This is a genomic window from Thiorhodovibrio winogradskyi (assembly GCF_036208045.1).
Classification (GTDB): Bacteria; Pseudomonadota; Gammaproteobacteria; order Chromatiales; family Chromatiaceae; genus Thiorhodovibrio; species Thiorhodovibrio winogradskyi.
Genome location: NZ_CP121472.1, coordinates 1,713,188 through 1,734,317 on the forward strand (window position 1 = coordinate 1,713,188; position 21,130 = coordinate 1,734,317).

Annotated in this window: 22 protein-coding genes; 13 read left to right on the top strand and 9 right to left on the bottom strand. The window is 59.8% G+C overall.

Annotated elements, in window-relative coordinates:
* The first annotated feature begins 171 nt into the window (after positions 1 to 171).
* Both Thiowin_RS07615 and Thiowin_RS07620 read left to right on the top strand, forming a co-directional pair.
* Positions 172 to 831, top strand: a complete 660-nt coding sequence (locus Thiowin_RS07615; protein WP_328987145.1) for a response regulator transcription factor — start codon at positions 172 to 174, stop codon at positions 829 to 831.
* A 302-nt stretch (positions 832 to 1,133) separates the two neighbouring features.
* Positions 1,134 to 1,634, top strand: a complete 501-nt coding sequence (locus Thiowin_RS07620; protein ID WP_328987146.1) for a hypothetical protein — start codon at positions 1,134 to 1,136, stop codon at positions 1,632 to 1,634.
* A gap of 226 nt (positions 1,635 to 1,860) precedes the next feature.
* On the opposite strand, the gene Thiowin_RS25555 is transcribed toward Thiowin_RS07620, so the two are convergent.
* On the bottom strand, positions 1,861 to 2,133 hold the full coding sequence (locus Thiowin_RS25555) for a hypothetical protein (protein WP_456243448.1): 273 nt from the start codon (positions 2,131 to 2,133) through the stop codon (positions 1,861 to 1,863).
* A 12-nt stretch (positions 2,134 to 2,145) separates the two neighbouring features.
* On the opposite strand from Thiowin_RS25555, the gene Thiowin_RS07630 reads away from it, so the two are divergent.
* The 5 genes from Thiowin_RS07630 to Thiowin_RS07650 all read left to right on the top strand — a co-directional run bounded on the left by Thiowin_RS07630 (position 2,146) and on the right by Thiowin_RS07650 (position 5,789).
* Positions 2,146 to 2,394 carry a hypothetical protein gene (locus tag Thiowin_RS07630; RefSeq protein ID WP_328988028.1) on the top strand — a complete coding sequence of 83 codons (249 nt, stop codon included), beginning with the start codon at positions 2,146 to 2,148 and terminating at the stop codon, positions 2,392 to 2,394.
* Entirely contained in the window at positions 2,292 to 2,525 is a 234-nt protein-coding gene (locus Thiowin_RS07635) for a hypothetical protein (RefSeq protein ID WP_328987147.1), read from the top strand. The genes Thiowin_RS07630 and Thiowin_RS07635 overlap by 103 nt, the downstream gene beginning before the upstream one ends.
* Positions 2,526 to 2,636: 111 nt before the next feature.
* On the top strand, positions 2,637 to 3,614 hold the full coding sequence (locus Thiowin_RS07640) for a transketolase (protein ID WP_328987148.1): 978 nt from the start codon (positions 2,637 to 2,639) through the stop codon (positions 3,612 to 3,614).
* A gap of 4 nt (positions 3,615 to 3,618) precedes the next feature.
* The gene (locus Thiowin_RS07645; protein WP_328987149.1) at positions 3,619 to 4,623 is read left to right on the top strand and encodes a transketolase family protein; all 1,005 of its coding nucleotides are present in this window, start codon (positions 3,619 to 3,621) and stop codon (positions 4,621 to 4,623) included.
* Positions 4,624 to 4,637: 14 nt separating this feature from the next.
* Complete coding sequence (locus Thiowin_RS07650; RefSeq protein WP_328988029.1) at positions 4,638 to 5,789, top strand: RuBisCO large subunit C-terminal-like domain-containing protein; 1,152 nt, start codon at positions 4,638 to 4,640, stop codon at positions 5,787 to 5,789.
* 51 nt (positions 5,790 to 5,840) lie between these two features.
* Here Thiowin_RS07650 and Thiowin_RS07655 read toward each other — a convergent pair whose 3' ends face one another.
* The 4 genes from Thiowin_RS07655 to Thiowin_RS07670 form a co-directional block, all read right to left on the bottom strand.
* Positions 5,841 to 8,366, bottom strand: a complete 2,526-nt coding sequence (locus Thiowin_RS07655; protein WP_328987150.1) for an ATP-binding protein — start codon at positions 8,364 to 8,366, stop codon at positions 5,841 to 5,843.
* Complete coding sequence (locus Thiowin_RS07660) at positions 8,363 to 9,499, bottom strand: FIST signal transduction protein (protein WP_328987151.1); 1,137 nt, start codon at positions 9,497 to 9,499, stop codon at positions 8,363 to 8,365. Before Thiowin_RS07660 ends, Thiowin_RS07655 begins: the two co-directional genes overlap by 4 nt.
* Positions 9,500 to 9,624: 125 nt before the next feature.
* Positions 9,625 to 10,836, bottom strand: a complete 1,212-nt coding sequence (locus Thiowin_RS07665; RefSeq protein ID WP_328987152.1) for an iron-containing alcohol dehydrogenase — start codon at positions 10,834 to 10,836, stop codon at positions 9,625 to 9,627.
* A 124-nt stretch (positions 10,837 to 10,960) separates the two neighbouring features.
* Positions 10,961 to 11,254: a putative quinol monooxygenase gene (locus tag Thiowin_RS07670; RefSeq protein WP_328987153.1), complete on the bottom strand. Its 294-nt coding sequence runs from the start codon at positions 11,252 to 11,254 to the stop codon at positions 10,961 to 10,963.
* Between the two features lie 366 nt (positions 11,255 to 11,620).
* Between Thiowin_RS07670 and Thiowin_RS07675 the strand changes: the two genes are divergently transcribed.
* A complete protein-coding gene (locus Thiowin_RS07675) occupies positions 11,621 to 11,809 on the top strand; it encodes a hypothetical protein (protein ID WP_328987154.1) in 189 nt (62 codons plus the stop codon).
* A 159-nt stretch (positions 11,810 to 11,968) separates the two neighbouring features.
* Here the strand turns inward: Thiowin_RS07675 and Thiowin_RS25230 are convergent, their stop codons facing one another.
* Positions 11,969 to 12,496, bottom strand: a complete 528-nt coding sequence (locus tag Thiowin_RS25230; protein ID WP_408034178.1) for a TVP38/TMEM64 family protein — start codon at positions 12,494 to 12,496, stop codon at positions 11,969 to 11,971.
* Positions 12,497 to 12,565: 69 nt separating this feature from the next.
* Between Thiowin_RS25230 and Thiowin_RS07685 the strand changes: the two genes are divergently transcribed.
* Positions 12,566 to 12,745, top strand: coding sequence for a hypothetical protein (locus tag Thiowin_RS07685; protein ID WP_328987155.1), 180 nt, complete (start codon positions 12,566 to 12,568; stop codon positions 12,743 to 12,745).
* Positions 12,746 to 12,921: 176 nt separating this feature from the next.
* On the opposite strand, the gene dusA is transcribed toward Thiowin_RS07685, so the two are convergent.
* The 3 genes from dusA to Thiowin_RS07700 all read right to left on the bottom strand — a co-directional run bounded on the left by dusA (position 12,922) and on the right by Thiowin_RS07700 (position 15,929).
* A complete protein-coding gene (gene dusA, locus Thiowin_RS07690) occupies positions 12,922 to 13,893 on the bottom strand; it encodes a tRNA dihydrouridine(20/20a) synthase DusA (RefSeq protein WP_408034205.1) in 972 nt (323 codons plus the stop codon).
* A gap of 330 nt (positions 13,894 to 14,223) precedes the next feature.
* A complete protein-coding gene (locus tag Thiowin_RS07695; protein ID WP_328987157.1) occupies positions 14,224 to 14,919 on the bottom strand; it encodes an outer membrane protein in 696 nt (231 codons plus the stop codon).
* A 320-nt stretch (positions 14,920 to 15,239) separates the two neighbouring features.
* Complete coding sequence (locus Thiowin_RS07700; RefSeq protein ID WP_328987158.1) at positions 15,240 to 15,929, bottom strand: protein-L-isoaspartate(D-aspartate) O-methyltransferase; 690 nt, start codon at positions 15,927 to 15,929, stop codon at positions 15,240 to 15,242.
* A gap of 658 nt (positions 15,930 to 16,587) precedes the next feature.
* On the opposite strand from Thiowin_RS07700, the gene Thiowin_RS07705 reads away from it, so the two are divergent.
* The 4 genes from Thiowin_RS07705 to tssC all read left to right on the top strand — a co-directional run bounded on the left by Thiowin_RS07705 (position 16,588) and on the right by tssC (position 20,923).
* A complete protein-coding gene (locus Thiowin_RS07705; RefSeq protein ID WP_328987159.1) occupies positions 16,588 to 16,866 on the top strand; it encodes a hypothetical protein in 279 nt (92 codons plus the stop codon).
* 319 nt (positions 16,867 to 17,185) lie between these two features.
* The gene (gene tssA / locus Thiowin_RS07710) at positions 17,186 to 18,781 is read left to right on the top strand and encodes a type VI secretion system protein TssA (RefSeq protein ID WP_328987160.1); all 1,596 of its coding nucleotides are present in this window, start codon (positions 17,186 to 17,188) and stop codon (positions 18,779 to 18,781) included.
* Positions 18,782 to 18,844: 63 nt separating this feature from the next.
* Positions 18,845 to 19,330 carry a type VI secretion system contractile sheath small subunit gene (gene tssB, locus Thiowin_RS07715; RefSeq protein ID WP_328987162.1) on the top strand — a complete coding sequence of 162 codons (486 nt, stop codon included), beginning with the start codon at positions 18,845 to 18,847 and terminating at the stop codon, positions 19,328 to 19,330.
* 108 nt (positions 19,331 to 19,438) lie between these two features.
* A complete protein-coding gene (gene tssC / locus Thiowin_RS07720; protein ID WP_328987163.1) occupies positions 19,439 to 20,923 on the top strand; it encodes a type VI secretion system contractile sheath large subunit in 1,485 nt (494 codons plus the stop codon).
* Positions 20,924 to 21,130: the final 207 nt, after the last annotated feature.

Sequence of the window (21,130 nt, forward strand, 5' to 3'; positions counted from 1 at the left end):
TGATCTTTACAGAAATTTACCCCTGAGTTTAGGCCAGCCCAGTAGGCTTGGGCCACAGTCCAAGGCAAAAGACCAAGGGTTATATGGGAAGGACTACGCTCGGGTCTCCCCAAGCAACCAGGATCCAGCCCTTGGTTGAAGCCACCGTCAAGATCCTCGGAGGAGTCATTGATGATGAAATTCGCTGTAAAGCCCGCGCAGCCTCAGGATATCGTGCGCGGGCGCGCATTGCCCTACCATCTCTACTTGGCGGATCGCACGCCCTTGGCCTTCCGTGGTCAGATCATCAATGAACCTGATCGCATCGATATTCTTCACCGCTGTGGTTGGCGTCAAATCGGTGGCGATGAGCGCCTTCCAACGGCAGGCATTTCCGGCCTGGAGGCAAAACCGCCGGTGCATCCCGCGAGTCAGGATGCGATCGGCATGCAAATGGCGCCGCGCGAACTCGCGCCTTTGTGCGATGCCGAAATACTGGTCGCGGACGACATGCCACCGACGCAAAAAGCCATCGTGCGTTTGCTCTACCGTTTTGGGGTCGGCGCCGTCCTGCTCGCCAGTTCTGGTGGGCAGGCGATCACTCAATTCTTTCAGCATCGGCCCCATCTGGTGCTGCTCGATGTCGACATGCCTGGTCGCGACGGACTGGGCGCCTTACGCCAGATCAAAGAGTGGTCGCCAAGCACCTTCGTTGCGCTGGTAACTGGCGTCGCGACCCGTGATAACCTGAAGGAAGCCAAGGCACTCGGTGTCGATGACTTTTTGGTCAAACCCATCAGTGGTGCAGGTCTGAAGAAGATTCTCGATTTGTATTGCCTTGGCATTCACTAGTAAAACTGGAGGTTCACGGCGATTTTGACCCACATCTTTAACGAGCGGTTGCTGGCCGATCCAGCCGGGACGCTGGCCGTGGAGGGGATGCCAGTGCCGGAGGGGCTCATCCTGAGACTCTTGGAGGATAGCGCGCGGGAGCCTAGGCTGGTGATTCCTGACCGACCCAAAGATATTCGCGGTGACACCCTTGTTGATGTGGCTGGAGGGAGGATTAATTTACACATAAAAAAGATTTTAAAACACTGTCTAGGTGTTTTTTATCATTGCATTTCTACAATTCGGACCTGGCATCATTTTCAATGAAGACCTTTGATATCTCGCGCGCGGAGATTAAGCGGGCAAATGTGCCGCACGAAATCTTTTTGACCAACCTGATTGGCAACCATATCCTCATGGCGATTGCCGCAGGCGGTATTGCCGGCAGCTTTCCCTGGGTCATGGCCCTGATTCCGGCCATCTCTTTCATGCTTCTCGGCTATACCCTATGGCGCGCAAGGTTGTCACGAACGCGCGATCCCTGGTATGTGATGTGCCACTGGCAACTCTGTGCGCGCCGCAGCCGCCTGTTCATTATCATGCTGAGCCTGTTGCTAGTGGTCTGCGTGCTTGGCTGGGTCGCTTACTTTTATGCCGGGATGATGAAGGAGGCTGTGATTGCACTCATCATCGGTGCTGGCATCCTTCCGGTGATGGTCACTGTGCTGGTGCTGATCCTGGTGGAATCCGACGCGCTCTACCATGCCAATCAAGCCAAATTGCCGGTCTGGGTGGTGGAGCGCTTCCCGCCGCCAGTCGATTGAGCCACGAGCGGTCCGCTCGGTGGAGCATTAGTCGTTATCGATACGATGATCGCTTTAGCAGGCCAGTTTTTACGATGCATTCAGATGCCATTACCCATAAGTCGGTGAGCCTTGCCCTATCTGTCGCCTCAGTCACCGCATTCTGACTTGCGCCATGAGCCGGCGCGGCCCGATGTGGCACCAGATTCAATCAGGAGCGAGCCTGGATGACCTATTTGACGGATCACTACGTTAATTTTTCACCGACTATGGCTTCAAACGCCTGTTTGGCGAAGAATCGCACAAGGACTTGTTGCGGGACTTTTTGAATGCCTTGCTGCAGCATGAACAGGGCCAGATTGTCGATCTCACCTACCTGAAAGACGAGCAACTCGGCCGCACGCCGGTGGATCGCAAGGCGATTTTCGATCTGTACTGCGAGAACGAACGCGGTGAAAAATTCATCGTCGAACTGCAAAAAGCCAAGTAGAACTTTTTCAAGGACCGCAGTATTTTCCATGCCACCTTCCCCATCCAGCAGCAAGCCAAGAAAGGCGATAGGGACTTTCGCCTCAATGCCGTCTATACCATCGGCATTTTGGATTTTGTGTTTGATGAGGATAGAAAGACACAGACAAATGGCTCTATGCCATCAAGCATCTCGACCGCCTCGACCTTGTGCCCGACGCCCTGTGCGAGCAGGTGTTCGAGCGCTTCTTCGAGGTCGCCAAGATCGCCAATTTCACCCGCGAAGAACTGCAAAGCTACGAGGACAGCCTGAAATACTATCGCGATCTGAAAAACTCCTTCGACACCGCGCGCAACCTGCTTGATGTGCTTGATGATGACACCATCGCGCGTAAAACTGGTCTGGACAGCGAAACCATCGCCGCCTTGCGGAAGGAAGGCTGAGCGAATTGCGGTTTTGTTAGGCCTTGATCGTCACTCAGGCCGCCCGCAAACCAGGGTAACTCACTAACAACCAACAACCAACAACCAACAACTAATCCTCTATCTGTCTGTATGAACACAGATAAATCAACCGAAGCCTTGGCCTTTGGCATTCGCCGCCGGGTGTTTGAACACAGCATCCGTAACAACGGCGGCTATCTGAGCCAGGCCTGCTCGGCGGCCGAACAACTCGCCTGGCTGTATAACGAACAGCTTCGGCTCGGCGCGCCCACACTGCCACCGGTACCGCTGCCTTTTGCCGGGGTGCCGGCGCCCGGCAACCATGCCTATCGCACCGGCGCGGGCTACCATGGCCCCGCCGAGCCCTCTCTCGATCGCCTTTTCATCGCTCCGGCCCACTATGCGCTGGTGGCCTATGCCGCTCTGATCGAAGTTGGCCGCCTGGCGCCGGAAGCTCTGGATCAGTTCAACCAGGACGGCTCTTCGGTGGAAATGATCGGTGCCGAGCATTCCCCTGGCATGGAGGTACACAATGGAACCCTGGGCATCGGGCTCTCAACCGGCGCCGGGCTGGCCTGGGGTCGGCGGCGCAAGGGCGAGACCGGCGCGGTCTGGGTGTTCATGTCCGATGGCGAGGTGCAGGAAGGCCAGACCTGGGAGGCGGTGCAGAGCTGCGTGCATCATGGCATCGACAACCTCTACGCCATCATGGATGTCAACGCCCAGCAGTGCGATGGCGCCATGAGCGCGGTCATGGATGTCGGTGACCTGAAGGCGAAATTCGTAAGCTTCGGCGCCGTGGCGGTGGAGATCGATGGCCATGATCTCGCCGCCATGCGCGTGGCGGCGCAAACACCGCACCCAGGGCGCCCGCTGATCATTCTCGCGCGCACCTGCCCCTATCAAGGCATGCCGAGTTTGAAGAGCCGCTTTCCACGCCTGCATTATGTGCGTTTCAAGAGCGAGGACGAGCGCGAGAGCATGCGCCGGGCCATTGCCGCCGAGCTTGGACTCAATGCTGAGCCGGCCTCCAGCCAGCCAGGGCGGCAGGAGACCAGCCCTGCGACAACCGCCGCGAAGGGAGACTGACGCCATGGTCGAAATGGTTGCCCGCCCCTATGCCGCCGCTTTCGAGGCCCACGCGCTTGCCCATCCGGAGGTGCTCTGCCTGTCGGCCGATCTGACCTCCTCGTGCGAGATCGACGGCTTTCGTGACCGCCACCCGGAGCGTTTTCTATCTCTTGGCATGGCGGAACAAAACCTGATGAGCTTCGCCGGCGGGCTTGGACTCGCCGGCTTTCGGCCCTTCATTCACAGCTTCGGGGTGTTTCTCTATCGCCGCCCCTATGATCAACTCATCGCCTCGGTCGCCTACCCGCGCCGGGCAGTGCGGCTCATGGGTTTTCTGCCCGGATTGACCACGCCTGGCGGCATGACCCATCAGGCGATCGAAGACATCGCCGTGATGCGTTCCATTCCGAACATGACCATCCTGGAAAGCGGTGATGCCACAGAGGTCGAAAGCCTATGCGCGGCGGCCGACACGATTGACGGCCCGGTCTATTGCCGGGTGCTGCGCGGGCTGGTACCACGGCTGTTCGCCACGCCCATTCGGGTCGGGGAGATGCGGGTGCTCAGCGAAGGGAGCGACATCCTGGTCCTGACCGCCGGCATCGCCACCGAGGAGGCCCTGCGCGCCCGCGCGGCGCTTGCGCATGCCGGCGTGTCCATTCGCCACCTGCATCTGCACACCATCAAGCCCTTCGACGCGCACGCCCTGCTCGATCAGATCGCCTCGGTTCAGCATGGCGTGATTACCCTGGAGAACCATGTCATCGAGGGCGGCATCGGCTCCCTGTGCGCCGAGATCATGGCCGATCATGGCGTTGGCAAGCCCCTGCGGCGCCTGGGACTGCGCGACACCTTCGCCCACGGCGGCTCGCGGGCCTATCTGCTGCGCTACTACGGCCTGAACGCCATGGCCCTGGTCGGCGCGGTCGAGTCACTGCTTGGCGAGCATTTTGGCGTGAGCGAGGCCGATCTGGAGGCCGCGCGAGTGGATGCGGTGCATTCCGACGCCAAGGCGGAGGCCCTATAAACACGCGCTTGACAGTGACCTATGGGATCGCCGCCGCCAGCCTCGCGGAGGCGCGCGCGCGCGCCGCCGACATCGCGCTGGAGCAGACGGTTGAGATTCCGGCCGACATCGTGCCCGAGGGCTACATCGCCGAGACCATCGTCGGGCGGATCGAGGCGCTCGAACCCGATGCCGATACTGAAACCAATGCCGGGAATGGGGGCCGCTTCCGCGCCACCCTTTCCTACAGCCCAGACAGCATCGGCGGGGAATTACCGCAGTTGCTGAATGTGATCTTTGGCAATTCCTCGCTGCAACCCGGGCTCAAGGTGGTGGGATTCAGGCTCGGCGAGACCTTGAGCCGACAGTTTCCCGGCGCGGCCTTTGGCATCACGGGCTTGCGGGCGCTGGTCAAGCGACCAAGAGGCGGGCTGATCGCGGCGGTGATCAAGCCCCAGGGCGCAACGGCCGAGAGCCTGGCCGCTATCGCCTATCGCTGCGCCCTGGCCGGCGCCGACATCATCAAGGAGGACCATGGTCTAGCCAATCAGCCAAGCGCGCCCTTTCAGGCGCGGTGCGAGCAGATCGGCCGAGCGGTGGCGCGTGCCAATGCCGAGACCGGCGGCGCGAGCCTGTATTTCGCCAATCTGAATGGCCCGCACGAGACCCTGATGGAGCAGGCCCGCTTCGCCCGCACCGCCGGCGCGGGTGGCTTGCTGGTGATGCCGGGGCTCCTGGGCTTCGATCTGCTGCGTCGCCTGTCGCAAGACCCGGAGATTCAGCTGCCACTCATGGCCCATCCGAGCCTGCTCGGTTCCCATGTGCTGTCGTCTGACAGCGGCTTCAGCCACGGCGTACTCTTTGGCGCCATCATGCGGCTCGCCGGCGCGGATATTTCGATTTTTCCTAATATCGGCGGTCGTTTCAGTTTCAGTCGCGCGGACTGCCTGGACATTGCCGAGCAGTGCCGCGACACCGATGGCATCGGCCGGCCTATTTTGCCAAGTCCGGGCGGCGGCATGAGCGTTGAACGGGCCGCGGAAATGCACGCCATGTATGGCGAGGATGTGGTCTATCTGCTGGGCGGCAGCCTGCTACGCCATGGCGAGCGCATCGGTGGGGCAATTCAAGCGATGCGCCAGGCGCTGGAAGCGGCGATTTCTCGCGAGAGCAAAGCACCGGATTGACCGCGTCACTGCCGACTATCCCCCTGTTTCTGCTGGTCGCTAGCGTCAGCGCTAGCGACCAGCGAACTGGGTTCTCCGCGCCAAGCGTTCGAGCAGTTCCCGCACCATGGCGCGGCGGATGGGTTTGGCGAGATGATCGTCCATGCCGGCGGCCAAACAAGCTTCGCGATCGGATGCCAGAGCGTTGGCGGTCATGGCTACGATCGGGGTGCGTGCGCTGGCGTGCTGGCTTTCCAGCGCGCGGATTTTCTCAGTGGCCTCTATGCCGCCCATGACCGGCATTTGCATGTCCATGAAAATCAAGTCAAAGCAGTCGGCTTGATAGCATTCGATCGCGCGTTGGCCGTTCTCGGCTACTACCACCTCATGACCCCATTGCTTGAGAAGCGCCACCACCAGTTTTTGGTTGACTGGATTATCCTCGGCCAGCAGCACCCGCAGACTGGTCGTCGGCCCGGGATCAGCTGCGTCATCAATGAGCTTGTGATTGGTGCCGGGCATCGCAGGCAAGAACTCTGGTTGGAGCAGGTGGGTGATCGCGTTCCACAGCTCCGAGGGTGTTGGCGGGCTGGTCAGCCGCTCTATCTTCGAGGCCGGAACTGATTTTGAGGTGCGTGCATGGGGCCCGATAAGCAACAGCGGCATTGAATGCCTATCGACGGACCGCGCCCTTGCCTCATCCTGGTTCTTTGTCAGCCCGGTTAACAATACGTCTATGTCATCCGCCGACAGGCTGGTCATCGGGTCGTTCAGCAGCGCCAGGCCAATAGGTGGCGCCTGGGCGAGTCGGGCGCGCGCCTGCGCGAGATCCACGACTGCTATCACATCAAGTCCCCAATCAAGCAGCCAAGCTTCCAGGGTCGCGCGGCTGAGCGGATGCGGATCCATCAGTAGCACGGATGTGGATAGATCGAAGGGGCGCAGGACATCCTCGCCGCGGCTTGGGGGCTGGTGCGGGCGCGCGAGCGGTAGGGTGAAAAAGAACTCGCTACCGACGCCCTGCTCACTGGTCACGCGCATCTGTCCGCCCATGAGTTCGACCAGACCGGCGGCGATGGTCAGACCCAGACCGGTGCCGCCGTACTCGCGGGTGGTGGAGGCATCGGCTTGGGTGAAGGCCTGGAAGATCCGCTCGAGCTTGGCGGCGGGAATGCCGGTGCCGGTATCGCGCACGCCGATGCGCACCTGGTCGATCCGGGCGCCAGCGTCCGCGAGCAAACGCACCGAGACGCTCACCTCGCCCGCCTTGGGAGTAAACTTAATGGCGTTGTCGCACAGATTCACCAGCACTTGGCGCAGACGTCCGGGATCGCCGAGCGACTGCCGTGGCAGATCGGCGGACAAATCATAGGCCAGGGTCACGCCCTTGTTGCGCGCGCGAATGCTCAACGCCTTGAGGGTTTCGGCGACCAAGCCGACCAGATTGAAGGGGGTCTGTTCCAGCTCGATACGACCGGCCTCGATCTTGGAGAAATCCAGGATCTCATTGAGGATACCGAGCAGTGCCTCGGCCGATGAGTGCACGATGTTGATGTAGTTGCGCTGGGTGTTGGTCAGCTCGGTGTCCAGCGCCAGCTCGGCCATGCCGATGATGCCGTTCATCGGGGTGCGAATCTCATGGCTCATGTTGGCGATGAACTGGCTCTTGGCCTGATTGGCTTGCTCGGCGAGATCGCGCGCCAGGCGCATGTCCTCCTCGGCGAGCTTTTGCGCGGTAATGTCGAAATTGACCCCGACTATCCGTTCGGGGCGACCATCGGGGGTACGGGAAACCGCCGCGCGACCGCGCAGATAGCGGATGTCGCCCGTCGGGCGGCGAATGCGGAACTCGATGTCGAACAGGGCATCGTGCTCGATGGCGGCGGTCAAATGCCGCCGCGCGATCGGCAGGTCGTCCGGATGCACGCGCTCGGCCCAGTCCTGGAAGCGCTCGTGAAAGTCCGCGCGCGCGATGCCGAACAGATCCAGCATGCGGTCATCCCAGCGCAAGCGCTCGCGGGCGATGTCCCATTCCCAGACGCCGATCTCGGCGGAGTAGCTGGCCAGCTCCAGGCGTTGTTTTTGTGCGCGCAACTCGGTCTCGAACAGACAGGCGCGCGCCGCGTGCGCGAGCTTGAGCACCAGGGGCGCGAAGGCGCGTTGAAATGCCTCTGACAGGGCGCCGACAGCATGGCTACGGGCCAGGATGAGGACACCGAAGTCCGGTAGGCAGAAGGCATGCATCAGGCAGCTCTCCTGGGGCAGCAGCAACGCCTGGTCGTCAGTCCGTTCGCACAGGCTGGCGTACAGGCGCTTGATCGGCCATTCGGCGCTGAAGGCGGCGTAACAGGGATTGCGCGGCAGCGAACGCGGCAGTAGACAACACAGCGGTTCCTCGCCGCTCGTCATGTCAGGAGCATGCGACGGCAATTGCAGGATGGCGCCGCCACTGCCATTGAGCAGCCGCAGCAGGTCGGAGAGAAAGCGCCGCAGCATGGGCTGCAACTCGCCGCTGGCGTCTATGGCCAGCGACAATTCGAAGAGTACTTCGGTTTCGAGCGCCAGGCTCATGTCGGTCTCCGCGCGCGGGCGGCTCATCCCTCGGCGCTAGCGAAAAGGCCCACCACCGAGGTCTTGTTGTAGAACTCGAGAAAATCCTCGCCCGCGTTGGCGATTTCCCCAAGCGTCAGCGCGCCGACTAACGGCAGGCCGTCATCGACCACGGCGAGTTCGCGGTCAAAGTCATCGCCGAGAAAGAGCACCCGGGATATGCAGTCGATGAAAATACGCAGCGCGCCCTTGCTTGGATCCTGTGCGGCCAGTGCCACGCCCGAGAGCCACTGGGCTTGACCGGCGGCGGCGATCAGGCTGTCGGTGTCGCCGTGCAGAATATGCACCAGGGACGATTGCGGAATTTCGCCGACACAAAGGATGCTGCCATCCTCTCCGAGTAAAATCGGGTCGCGCACCACCACCTCGCCGCCCATTTTGCGAATGCCGAAGGGGTAGGCGGTGGCGACGCTGAAGAAGGTCTCGGCATCCAGCGGTTGTGCCGAATGCTCGGCGATGGCCTCGCGGTAGACCTCGAACGCCGGACGGTAATTGAGTTCGATCAGGCGATTATGTTCCGCGCGGGTGACCTTGATGGGCTCCGAGATAGGCGTCCAGCCATGCGCCACGCCAATGCCGGCGGGCCAGTCGAGTTGCGCCAGCACGGCGGCATCGGCCAGCAGCCCGTTCTGGGTAAAGACGCAAGGCGTGGAGGCGCCAGCGGCGAGCGAGCCGGCACCGCCGCCGAGATAATTGGCCTCCAGCCCGAAGTTCTCGAACAGCGCATCGATCAGCCCGGCGATGCGCTTGGCATAGCCATCGACGAAGACAAAGAGGGTTGGACGTCCAGGGCCATCGGGATCGAGCGCGTCCTCGAGCGCCAGCGCCAAGTCGCGCCGTGGGTCGCTGAGATCCTTCAAGATCCGCAGGCGCGGCGCTCGCGCCAGCCCGAGGACGATGGAGCCGCGGGTCAGGCGCTCGCGGCCCTGGAGGATCTGCGGAAAGAGTCCGCCAAACAGCGGTTTGCCGATGCTACCCAGCAGTGGATCGAGCACTGCCGGGGCGAAACCATTGTCATGGCAGGCCAGCACCAGCAGTCCGGCGACCTGGGGCTTCGCCGCCTGTTCGCGCAGGGCCTGCTCGAGTCCCTCAAGACGTCCTGATCGGTCAATGGACAGCATCGCGACGGTCTCCGTTATCCTGTTTGATGGCGTTGATGGTGTTTGCATCCTGGAAGCGCGCCGACTCGGTGTTGGACACTCGAGCGTGCGTTAGTCTGACAGGGAATGCCGGCGGAAACCCGCTGTTACTGGCGCGCGCCCAGAATGGCGCCGATCTCGGCGTCGCTCAGGACAATGGGGTTGGTTTTCATGCTCGATCCGCGACTGCCGGCGACGATGCGCGCGTGATCGGCCCGCGTCACGCCCAGCGCGCCCAAGCGCGGCAGCGCCAGGCGCTCGGTCCAGTCCTCGAGCAGCGCGACCAAAGTGTCGGCGGCCGCTGCATCGTCCTCCGCCGGAGTCTCGGCATGATCGGGGCCATGATGCACCGCGCTCAGCAGCCGGCCAAGTTGGGCGTATTTCGCCAGCGCCGGATGCGCGGGGTCGCGTTCGCGCAAGGCCTGAACGTTGACCCGAGTGGCGGCGGCGACCAGGGTGCCACACACCACACCATGGGGAATCGGGAACAGAGCGCCCAAGGGCGAGGCCAGGCCATGCACACTACCAAGACCGGTCTGGGCCAGCACCATGCCCGAGAGCAGCGCGGCATAGGCCATGTTGGCACGCGCTGCCGCGTCACCTGGATCCCGTGCCAGGGGCAGTAGGCCATCGCGCACGCGGCGCAGTCCGTCGAGCGCCAGGGCGTCGCACAGCGGATTGGCGCGCGCCGAGATATAAGCCTCGAGCAGTTGGGTCAGGGCGTCCATGCCATTGCCGGCAATGACCGCGGGCGGGCAGGTGACGAGAAAATCCGGATCGACCACCGCCACGGCGGCCACCAGTTGCTCATCGCGGAAGGATTTCTTGTAGCCATCCGGCCCCTGGACGCTCAGCACAGCGTTCTTGGTCGCCTCCGAGCCGGTGCCGGCGGTGGTCGGCACAGCGATTAGCGGCAGTGCCGGGCCGCGATAAGGCAATTCGGGGCCGACGCCTTCGAGATAATCCAGCACCGAGCCGCCACCGGGCAGCAGCCCGGCGATGGCCTTGCCGGCGTCAAGTGCGCTGCCACCGCCGATGGCGATGACGACTTCAATGCCGGCGTCGCGCCAGGCGCGCACGCTGTCATCGACCAGGCCGGGCGCGGGTTCGCCGGCGATCCGGCATTCGCCGAGCGACACCCCAGCCTCGGCGAAGCCCCGCGCGAGTTCGGGCCAGAAGGGCCCGTCAAGCAGGGAGGCGCCGCCGGTGACCAGCAGCGCTCGTTGTCCGAACCGACGGGCGAGCGCTGGCAACATCGCGCGCGTTCCGGCGCCGAACTCAATGCTGGGTAGGCGGGCAATGCGAAAAGGCGGCATCATGGGCTCCATGAGAAATCCTCGCTCATACTTGTGGTAGCGGTTTTTGCCGCGATGACTGTATCGCGGCTAAAGCCATGACCTGTCTTCCGCTTGTTCCTGGAACGAGTGTTAGGTGGATATTGGCTTAATCCTCGCCAATGCGCTGGTAGTGGCTTGCTTGGCGTGGATGCGCCATCATCGGTTCCACCGTCTCGCGCCAGCGCAGATAATGCGCGGTTTCTTTGTGCGCGCGGGCATCGGCCTCGGTGGCAAAATCCTCATAGAGCACGAAGGCGTTGGGATCTTCGAGCGATTGCAGCACATCGAAGCGGCGATTTCCAGGCTCTTGGCGCGAGCCGCGCCGATTCAACTCGGTCGCGGCCATAAAGGCCTCGCGCTGCTCGGGAATGACCTGTATCTGGACAATGGCGGTTGGCATGGGATCACCTCTTTTCGGTCTGAATGTTCCTTGGTTTTAGCGAGATGTAAGGATGGAAAGGCTGGTCACCACCTGTCAATGACCCTTAATACCTTGATAATAAAGTCAGTTACCCTGTGAGGGTGGTAAGGTTCGGCTGACAGATCGAACGGCTGCTTCTCTTGTGACACTGGCGCGGAGAAAGGCTTCTGCATGAAACCTCTGCTAGCGCATCAGGGCAACGCTGAGTTCGGGAACCGGGCTCTTTTCGGCCACCGGGAGCCGGATGCTATCTGGATGCTACCTGTTTGGTGAAAGCATCCGGCGATTGCGATGAAGAGTCGCGTAGAATCGAGGTTTTCAACAATTCCAAGAGAAAACGAGCCGATGGCAAAACCCAATTATGCGTTTGAGAAACGCCAGCGCGATTTGGCAAAAAAGGCCAAGCAAGAGGCCAAGCGCCAGCGCAAGATAGCCGGGACAGAGAGCCCGGAAAACCCCGAAAGTCAGAAAAGTCAGGACGACACGGAACCGACTGCGCGACCAGGGGACGCGGATGACGAAGTAACATCATGATTTTCAATCCATTTCAGGGGTTTTAACCCCGGATCCCGCCTGTGGAGAGCGACTGGCGTGGGTACTTTTATACCAAACCACGAGCGCGACATCAGGCTCGCAGCCTTTCTGCGGCAATTCCAAATTTTGTTTTCCAGCGTCCGGTTGTCGGCCCGGTTATTAGTAGACGCGCCATCTTAGCGCGTCATGAAGCGGCTGGAAGCCGCTTCCATACCACATGAAACACCCAAATTTGGAATTGCTGAAGCCGTTGCGGATCAACCCCTCGCTGCCCGCCATGGCCTCGAGCCAGACGGGCCAGGCCAGTGCGTAGTTGAGCAGGTTGAACGGGAACAGCGGCACCAGTCGGGTGAAGGCGACGAAACGCCAGCCCTCGGCCTCGACGCCCTGCATCAGACGCGCGATCAGGCCCTTGGCGCGTGTCCGCACCCAGTCGCCCGCGAGATGACGCGCGATCAGAAAGGCCATGGTCGCGCCAAGGGTCGCCCCAAGGAGGTTGTAGAGCGTGCCCCAGAGTGGGCCGAATAGCTTGCCGCCGGCGAGTGTCAGGACCGCGCCGGGCAGGAACAGCAGCGTTGCCAGCGCATAGAGCCCGATGAAGCTCAACGGCGCGGCGGTGCCAGTGCCGTTGATCCAGGCCTCGCGCTCACGGATGCTCACTCGGCTGCAACGCTGGAGCAGCGACATCGCTTGGTGGTGCTGAATACGGTGCTGCTACGATTGCTATTCCTGGCCGCCGCTTTGGCATAGAGCTGTATGTCAACAGTGCCGGTTGGGGGCTATTCTAACGCACTGGCCTGGCCCGTCTGGCTCGAGGTCCTGCTCGCGCTGCTGGTGCTCGACCTCGCCATCTGGGTGCAGCATGTGCTCTTCATGCGGTGCCGGCGCTGTGGCGGCTGCACCGGGTCCATCACTCAGATCTCGACTACGACCTGACCACCGTCGCGGATCAGCGTTTTGGGATGGCCGGGGAGTTGCTTCCAGAAGCCCGGCTCGATCAGTAGTTTGAGTAGCCAGTCAACGGTCAGGGTGCTCAGGCGCTGCTGGCTGGATTTGCGCGGGGCGGGTGAGCGCCGGGATGCGGGCGTCGCGATAATAACTTTTTTAAGATATCAGGACAGACTCTCATGGAGGGCGCTCTGGCCAACATCCACCGGCACCAGCACCGCCGCGGCGCGCAGCACCTCTACGCCAGCGCCGTGCCGATGCGACTGTTCACTCAAATAACGCCGCCAGCGCCGTGCCCCTGGGCAGCCATTGAACAACCCCAGCAAATGCCGGCTGATGCTATTGAGCGGCACGCCTTCGCTCAGGCAACGCTCGACATAAGGATAATACCCCTCCAGCACCTGATGGCGGCTTGGCACCGGGTGATGATCGCCAAACAACTCGGAATCCGCCGCCGCCAGCAGCCAGGGATTTTGGTATGCCTCGCGCCCGATCATCACCCCATGGAGCCGTTCGCACCAATGTCGTGCCTGCGAAAGGGTGGTGATGCCACCATTCAGCACCAAGGGCAGCCCGGGAAAATCCGCTCCTAGCCGCACTGCCACATCGTAGCGCAGCGGCGGCACCTCGCGGTTTTCGCGCGGGCTCAAACCCTGTAACCAGGCTTTGCGTGCATGCAATATCAGCAGATCGCAGCCAGCGGCTGCAATCCGTGCGACAAAATCGGCAAGTTGTTCATAGCTGTCGCGCTCGTCGATCCCAATACGCGTTTTCACCGACACCGGTACCGAGACCGCCGCTTTCATCGCCGCGACGCACTCAGCCACTAGATCGGGTTCCGCCATCAGGCAAGCGCCAAAACGCCCGTTCTGAACCCGATCAGACGGACAGCCGACATTCAGATTGATTTCATCATAGCCCCATTCCGCGCCCATGCGCGCGCAACAGGCCAGCTCCGCCGGGTCCGAGCCACCAAGTTGCAGAGCAAGCGGATGCTCGGCAGGATCAAAGCGCAGAAAGCGCGCGCTATCGCCATGAATGAGCGCCCCGGTGGTGACCATCTCCGAATATAACCATATGTGGTGGCTGATGAGACGTGCGAAAAACCGGAAATGCCGGTCAGTCCAATCGAGCATCGGGGCGATGGATAAAAGACCTGGGGCGACCGCCCGGCCAGGCGCACTGATTGGATTGGAGGATGCAAGAATGTCCGGGGTTCCAATCTTAGTCATGACTGCGGCCATGGCCGCGACGGGATCGAAGCCGAGGGGGATGTCGATAAAGTTGCAGAAAATACGCAGAATATGGTTAATCTGGTCATTCACGCCCGTCCCACTGGTCTGTCGGATAACGCGTTAATGGGAGTGCTCGGGAGCTTAGCATGTTTCATGCTTGAGGATTAATGGTAGTCTGAACACTGCTGTTTCACGGTAGAGGAAACCACCACAGTCGCATAGTCAAGCCGGCTACCAAAGCCAGCGAAAACCCAGTGCGATATCCGATGTAATAGGACTGTCAGTGAAGGATTCACTCCCAAAGCCAGACAGAACGCGGCCAGTGAAATGCTGCCGTTCGTATGCTGTGTATCTATAGCTGGCATGCATGTCAAGCTGCGAGTTCAGCTTCCATCGCAGACCAAGGCCGAGCACATAGCCCCAAGTATCGCTTTCATGATCATAATTGGTGATGCTGTCAGGCTTGCGCGAAGATTTGCGATAGTTTAGATGACCATGCGCCACCCCCAGTTCGCCGAAAGCTGAGAGCGCGGATGTCAGGCGGTACTCCGGCAGCAGACTGAGTGCGATAGATCGTGGCGCTTGGTAGCGGATGCTGGTATTTGTCGTCTCTTTCGTCCACTCTCCATCGTTGAAGGCAATGCGTGCCTGCGCGCCAAGCGAAAGCTCCGACAATAGCCTGAACTGCCGCCCGGCGATGAACGCGAATCCGCGCCCCCAGGCATCGTCCTCGAAGTGCTCGGAGGCGCGCCCATTCGCGAAACGAACCTTGGGCTTGAACTCAATCCCAGTGACCATTAATTCGCTGCCAAGGTACCAGCCCTCTGCCGCCACCCCCTTGGTGGCACTGAAAAGTCCGGTGCCGAAGAAGAGACTCAGCACAATCGCCGCGAAAGTGTCACGTTTTTCTTTTCTAATTTCTTGCATGTAAAGAATCCGATGAAAAAAAACCGATGCTACTCCGTATAGCCTATTTGTAATAGCAATATACTGTTATGCATCTGATTTTAAATATTTCTTACCCAATAAAAATCGCATTTTTTACTTATACGAAGGATAAGGGCTTTTCGGTTAGCGCAACCTCATCCGCGCGATGATTCTGAACTGGCGATTATGATACTTAGCTAGTGCGCCGATTTAGCTTAGCAGGACTGTAGACCAATACCCAAGCGTGGTTTCCAACCAAAGATTACACACTATGCGGTAACCGGACCCGCTTGGGCCGGATTCTCCGACAGGTGCCAAGGTCAGCTATCCGGAACCATGGATCCGGTGATTGGCACGAAGCGCACCGGCAGCACGGGGCGCTGGTTCAAGCTCCCATCGGCTTGCTTGGTTAGCACCGTCAGGTATTGCACCTCGTCCTCGCCGCCCAAGGGAATCACGAGACGACCGCCAATAGCCAATTGCTCGACCAATGCCGGCGGAGCTTCGGGGCCGGCAGCGGTGACGATGATGCCATCGAAAGGAGCGGCTTCCGGCCAACCCCGATAGCCGTCGCCAGCGCGAACCTTGACCTGGTCAAAACCTAGATCGGCCAAGGTCGCGGCGGCCCGCTTGGCAAGTTCGGGAACGATCTCGATGCTGTAAACTTTCACACCCATGGCTCCCAGCACCGCAGCCTGGTAGCCAGACCCCGTGCCCAGTTCGAACACCCGCTCACCAGAGGCAAGCTGTAACAGATGACTCATGATGGCGACGATATAGGGCTGAGAGATGGTCTGGCCACGACCAATCGGCAGGGGATGGTTGTCGTAAGCCTGGGACCATTGGCCAAAGGGAACAAACCGGTGTCGCGGCACCCTGCCAAGGGCCTTAATTACCGCTGGATCGAGCTGATCGGTGCCGAGGTATTCCCGAGTGTGCAGAACTTCGTGCTCAACCTCGGCCACGAGCCGCTGCCGCGCAGCGTCCATCTTCATCTGATCTGAATTCATGGTAGTTTCTTCCGGGTGAATCGCCCCGTGCCAGAGCAGAATGAAAACCAGAAGCCAAGGCCAGGGGGCGCGGACGCATTGAGGTGCTTGGGTTTGAGCCATGGTGCCTTATCCAGGTGGCGATCTTTGGTGCGGGTGATCAGTGACGCATTGATTCGGCAGCGACCTCCATTAAGCACGGATCAGTTCCCGATGACTAACAGAGATCGCCTTGAGATGGTGAATAGTCATGCCGGTTCGCGTCAAACCTTGTTGATGGCGCCATCAGTCCGCAAAGGATCTAAAGGATCTATGGTGCCTTGGTTTAGCGAATATTCTCTTAAAGGTATGCTGAGGACACAAGATGAAATGTTCGGCAGTAAAGCATTGGGTGCGCACAGTCCTTTGGGGTCTTGCAGGACTCCTTTTGGTCAGTCTGAGCGGGTGTGATAGTGGCGGCGGAAGTGGTGAATGGTATACGAACTGGGACATTGCCGGCGGCTGTGCCTCTGATCAAGGTGGAAATGGGCGGGCGAGTGCCGCTGGAACCCAGGTCGAGGTCTGTCATTTGGTCGGTGAGTATGACTGGATTTGGGTGACTTATGTCGCGCCCTGGTGCAGCGCGAGCCGTTCGCAGGCGCCGCAGGTTCGCACCTTTGAAAAGAGCGCGGATTCGGATGTGGCTGTCTATACCGTGCTCACGGCTGGCAATGAACCCTTTACACCAGCGACTGTGGATCATGCCCGCACGTGGGCGGGTTCTTATGGGCTGGCGCCTGGTCATGTCCTCACGGAAGAGGCAACGCGCATCATTCCACAACATTTGCTGATTGGTCCCGATGGCCGAACCTTCTATCGCCATGTCGGCTTCCTGGCCGCGGATGAGATGCTGCGAATTCTTGATGATTTTCGTCACTATCGCCGAGTGCCAGATGTGCGTTCCCTGCCTGATCCCTGACAGAGGCATCCGACGTCATCGTCCATTTGTCTCTGTCCTGTCTGGCGGACTTCGCCGATAAGATGACAATTTGACTTAAACTTACTTATTAGGATGCCCTACTAAGAATTTGGTACTTCTGTGAAAAAATTTGTGCCAAAGAGAGTTATGGTTCTAAATTCCTGTGCTAAACTCAGCAATCAAGAGGGCGATAGAATCGGGCAACAGGTTCCGATGTAGCCCAAACGCCGAATTTGCCTGGCATTTTGCCTGGCATTCTGTTTAGAAAGGGCGCCGAGAGCAATGTTGCCAGTCAAGCTATCTGGGGCCGCTTGAAACCATGCCAGTGAGCATCTCGGATCTCGGTCGCGCTTCCATCCCGGGGGCTTCTCCGGCTGGCCAAGACGCTCGGCTTGAGGCCGATTATGTCGACCTCAAGTCAGAGATTGAAAAGCTCTCCTCCATTTCGCAGGCGGAGCAGGTCGACTGGGCGCGGGTTGTTCAACTCGGCACCAAGATCCTCTCGGCGCAGTCCAAAGATCTCCTTGTCGCGGCCTATCTCAGCGTTGGCCTTGCCCAAGTCAAGGGTTTCCAGGGAATCGCCGATGCGCTGCGGATTCTGCTGGATTTCACCACCACCTACTGGGATGACGGCTTCCCGCCGCTCAAGCGGATCCGTGGGCGCCTCAATGCCATGCTCTGGTGGCGGGACGCGACAACCACTTGGCTGAAAACGCAGTCCAGTCCCGATCCCTTGCCGCCAGCGCTGCATCAGGATCTCAGCGCGCGGGCGCGCGCGCTTGATCAGCGCCTGGCGGACTGCCTGCCCGATTTTCCACCATTGCACGAACTGATCGAGCAACTCGAGCGACTGCCGGTCGAGGCGCCACCAGCGCCGGAATCCAGCGCGTTGCGGGCAGGTGCCGAGGGCGATGGGAGCGACGGAGCCGAGGATGTCGCCAATAAGAATCCTGCTGAAACAGGGCAATCGCCCGCGTCGTCCTCGACCAAGGTCGCTCCAGCATCCAAAAATGATTCGGGGCAGCTGTCCGCGGAGGGAGTCGACGCCGCCCAAAGCGCGCTGCGCTCAGCCGCGCTCGACTTCGCGCATCTGAGTCGAACCCTCGCGCCTAGCAATCCCTGGAGTTGGAAAGCCAACCGTCTCGCGGCCTGGGTCGCCATCAAGCAGCTGCCGCCAAACCAAGGCGGAAAAACCCTGCTTCCCGCGCCCGAAGGCACCATTAAGACCGCGTTGGAAGCTCAACTCAAGGCTGGGCGCCATCTTGAAGCCGCAATGGCGGCCGAGGAGCACTTTACTGCCGCGATCTTTTGGTTGGATCTCCAGTATGTCATCGACCAAGCCCTGGGCGCCCTGGGGCAGGATTTCATGGCCGCGCGCGATGCTCTGCGTGGCGAATTGACCGGGTTGCTGGCACGTCTGCCAGGGCTTGAAAAGCTGTCGTTCGAGGACGGCACCGCATTCGCCGATGCCCGGACCACAAGCTGGATCGAGGAGATTCAGTCAGCGGGCGATGGCGCGGGCGGTCCTCGGCAGCCGTCAAATTCGGTGTTGGCCGTGCTTGCCGAGGCCGAGCAACTCCTGGCCGGAGAGAATGCGCCAGCTGCGCTCGACTGCCTGACAAAGTCCATCCGGGAAGCCGCCGATGGACCCTCCAGACTGCGCATTCGTCGGGCGCAAATGACCATCTTGTGCCGCATCCAAAGGTTCGACGCAGCCGCTGCTCTGGCCGAGCAGTTGCTGCGCGAGCTGGAATCCCGGCAACTGCCGGATTGGGACCCGGAGCTTGCCGCGGAATTGCTGATTGGCTGTTACCACAGCTATGTTGGGCGGGGCGAGAACGCTGACCCCATCACGGCAAAAAACATCCTGGAAAAACTGGCCTATCTCAAGCCATCTGTTGTTCTGACCATGTGATAATATCGAGCCGCCCGCGGCACACCAGCCGGTCTTCAACATCCGCATAAGAGGAAACCGCCCATGCCAACCGAAGGCTCAGTGGCCCCAAAAGAACGCGTCAACATTGTCTATCGCCCGGCGACTGGCGATGCGAAAGAGGAGGTCGAGTTACCCCTTAAACTGCTGGTGCTCGGGGACTTTACCCAGCAAGCGGATGATCGCATGCTGGAAGACCGTGATCCGGTCTCGATTGACAAGGATACCTTCGACGATGTTCTCCGTGGCCAAAACCTCAATCTCAAGCTGAATGTTCCAAACAAGCTCTCTGGCGAGGAAGACGCGCAAATGGCGGTCGAGCTTGACTTTACGTCCATGAGTGACTTCGCGCCCGATGCCATTGTGCGCAAAATTCCTGAACTTGCCAAACTCATGGAATTGCGCGATGCCCTCAAGGCACTCAAGGGTCCGCTGGCCAATGTGCCGGAGTTTCGCAAAAAGGTCCAGGAGTTGGTCAAGGATGAGGGCGTGCGCGAGCGCTTAATGAAGGAACTGGGCATCGAGAGCTGATGCCTCCGGATTCCATGCGCTCCTGCATTCCCATCCGCCCATCTTTCATCCGCGCATCTGATTGTTCAGATTTTGCCGATTCATATCTAAAGCACAGGTAATCGCAGCATGACCGAGGAACAAACGCAAGCGACCGAGGCAGCACCGGCGGAACAGCAAACCGAAACGGCCAGCCTGCTCGACGAGATCGTCGAAGCCTCGAAGCTCAAACCGACGGACGAGGGGTTTGATATGACCAAGGCCGGCCTTCAGGCCTTCCTGAAGGAGCTGGTTTCGGAGCGCCCTGGCGTCAAGATTTCGGGTGCCGTGGTCGACGACATGATTTCCGATCTGGATCAGAAGCTTTCAGCCCAAGTCAATGCCATCATTCACCAAGAAGAATTTCAAAAGCTCGAAAGCGCCTGGCGGTCATTGAAATTTCTGGTGGATCGGACCGATTTCCGGCAAAACATCAAACTCCAGTTCGTCAATGTCTCAAAGGAAGATTTGCTGGCTGACTTTGAAGACGCGCCGGAAATCGTCAAATCTGGCCTCTATCGCCAAGTCTACACCGCGGAATACGGTCAGTTTGGTGGCCAACCCATTGGCGGCATGATCGCCAACTACGATTTTGGCCCCGGGCCGCAAGATATTGAGTTACTGAAATACGTCTCATCGGTGTCGGCCATGTCTCACGCGCCTTTCATCGCCGCGGCGGGCAAGGAATTCTTCGGCATCGACTCTTGGGAAAAACTACCCAATCTGAAAGATCTGCATTCCATCTTCGAGATGCCGCAATACATCAAGTGGCGCTCCTTCCGAGAATCCGAGGATGCGCGCTATGTTGGTCTAACACTGCCCAAGTTCCTGTTGCGCTTGCCCTATTCGCCCAATACCGTGCCGACCAAATCCTTCAATTTTTTTGAGCAAGCGCAAGACAATGAGGATTTCTGCTGGGGCAATACCGCTTTTGCCTTTGCCTCTCGGTTAACCGACAGCTTTGCCAAGTATCGTTGGTGCGCGAACATTATCGGTCCGCAGGGTGGCGGTGAAGTCGGAGATTTGCCGCTGTATCAGTTCGAGGCCATGGGCCAGACGCAGACAAAAATCCCAACCCAAGTACTGATCTCGGAGCGCCGCGAGTATGAACTGGCCGAGGAAGGGTTCATCGCCCTGACCATGCGTAAGGGCTCGGATAATGCCGCCTTCTTCTCGGCGAACTCGGCCCAGCAGGCCAAGGTCTTCCCCGACACGCCGGAGGGCAAGGCGGCGGAGATGAACTACAAACTCTCGACGCAGATGCCCTACATGATGGTGATGAATCGCCTCGCGCATTATATCAAGGTGATACAACGCGAGAATATTGGCACCTGGAAAGAGCGGGAAGATCTTGAGCGAGAATTGAATACCTGGATCAGTCAATACGTCACGGAAATGGATAACCCTGATCCGGCGACGCGCAGCAAAAGGCCGCTACGCATGGCGTCAATCAATGTCGAAAACGTTCCGGGCGACCCCGGTTGGTACTCAGTGTCATTGAAGGCACGGCCGCACTTCAAGTACATGGGGGCGAGTTTCACTCTGTCTCTGGTGGGTAAGCTGGATAAAGAATAACCATTGCTGTGAAGCATGGCATCGGCCGGCCGCAAGCCATCGCGATACTCTGGCAGAGCGGCGTCAATGTTCATCATGGTTCGAGAGAATCACCTGATGATGGCGAGGACGAACAGGGCGCTTCATTAACGGATTGTGGGAGCGATCCTGGTAGGAGTTTTTTTTTAGCTCGGACGCTGGGTTTGCAATCCGAATCGATAACTCAAT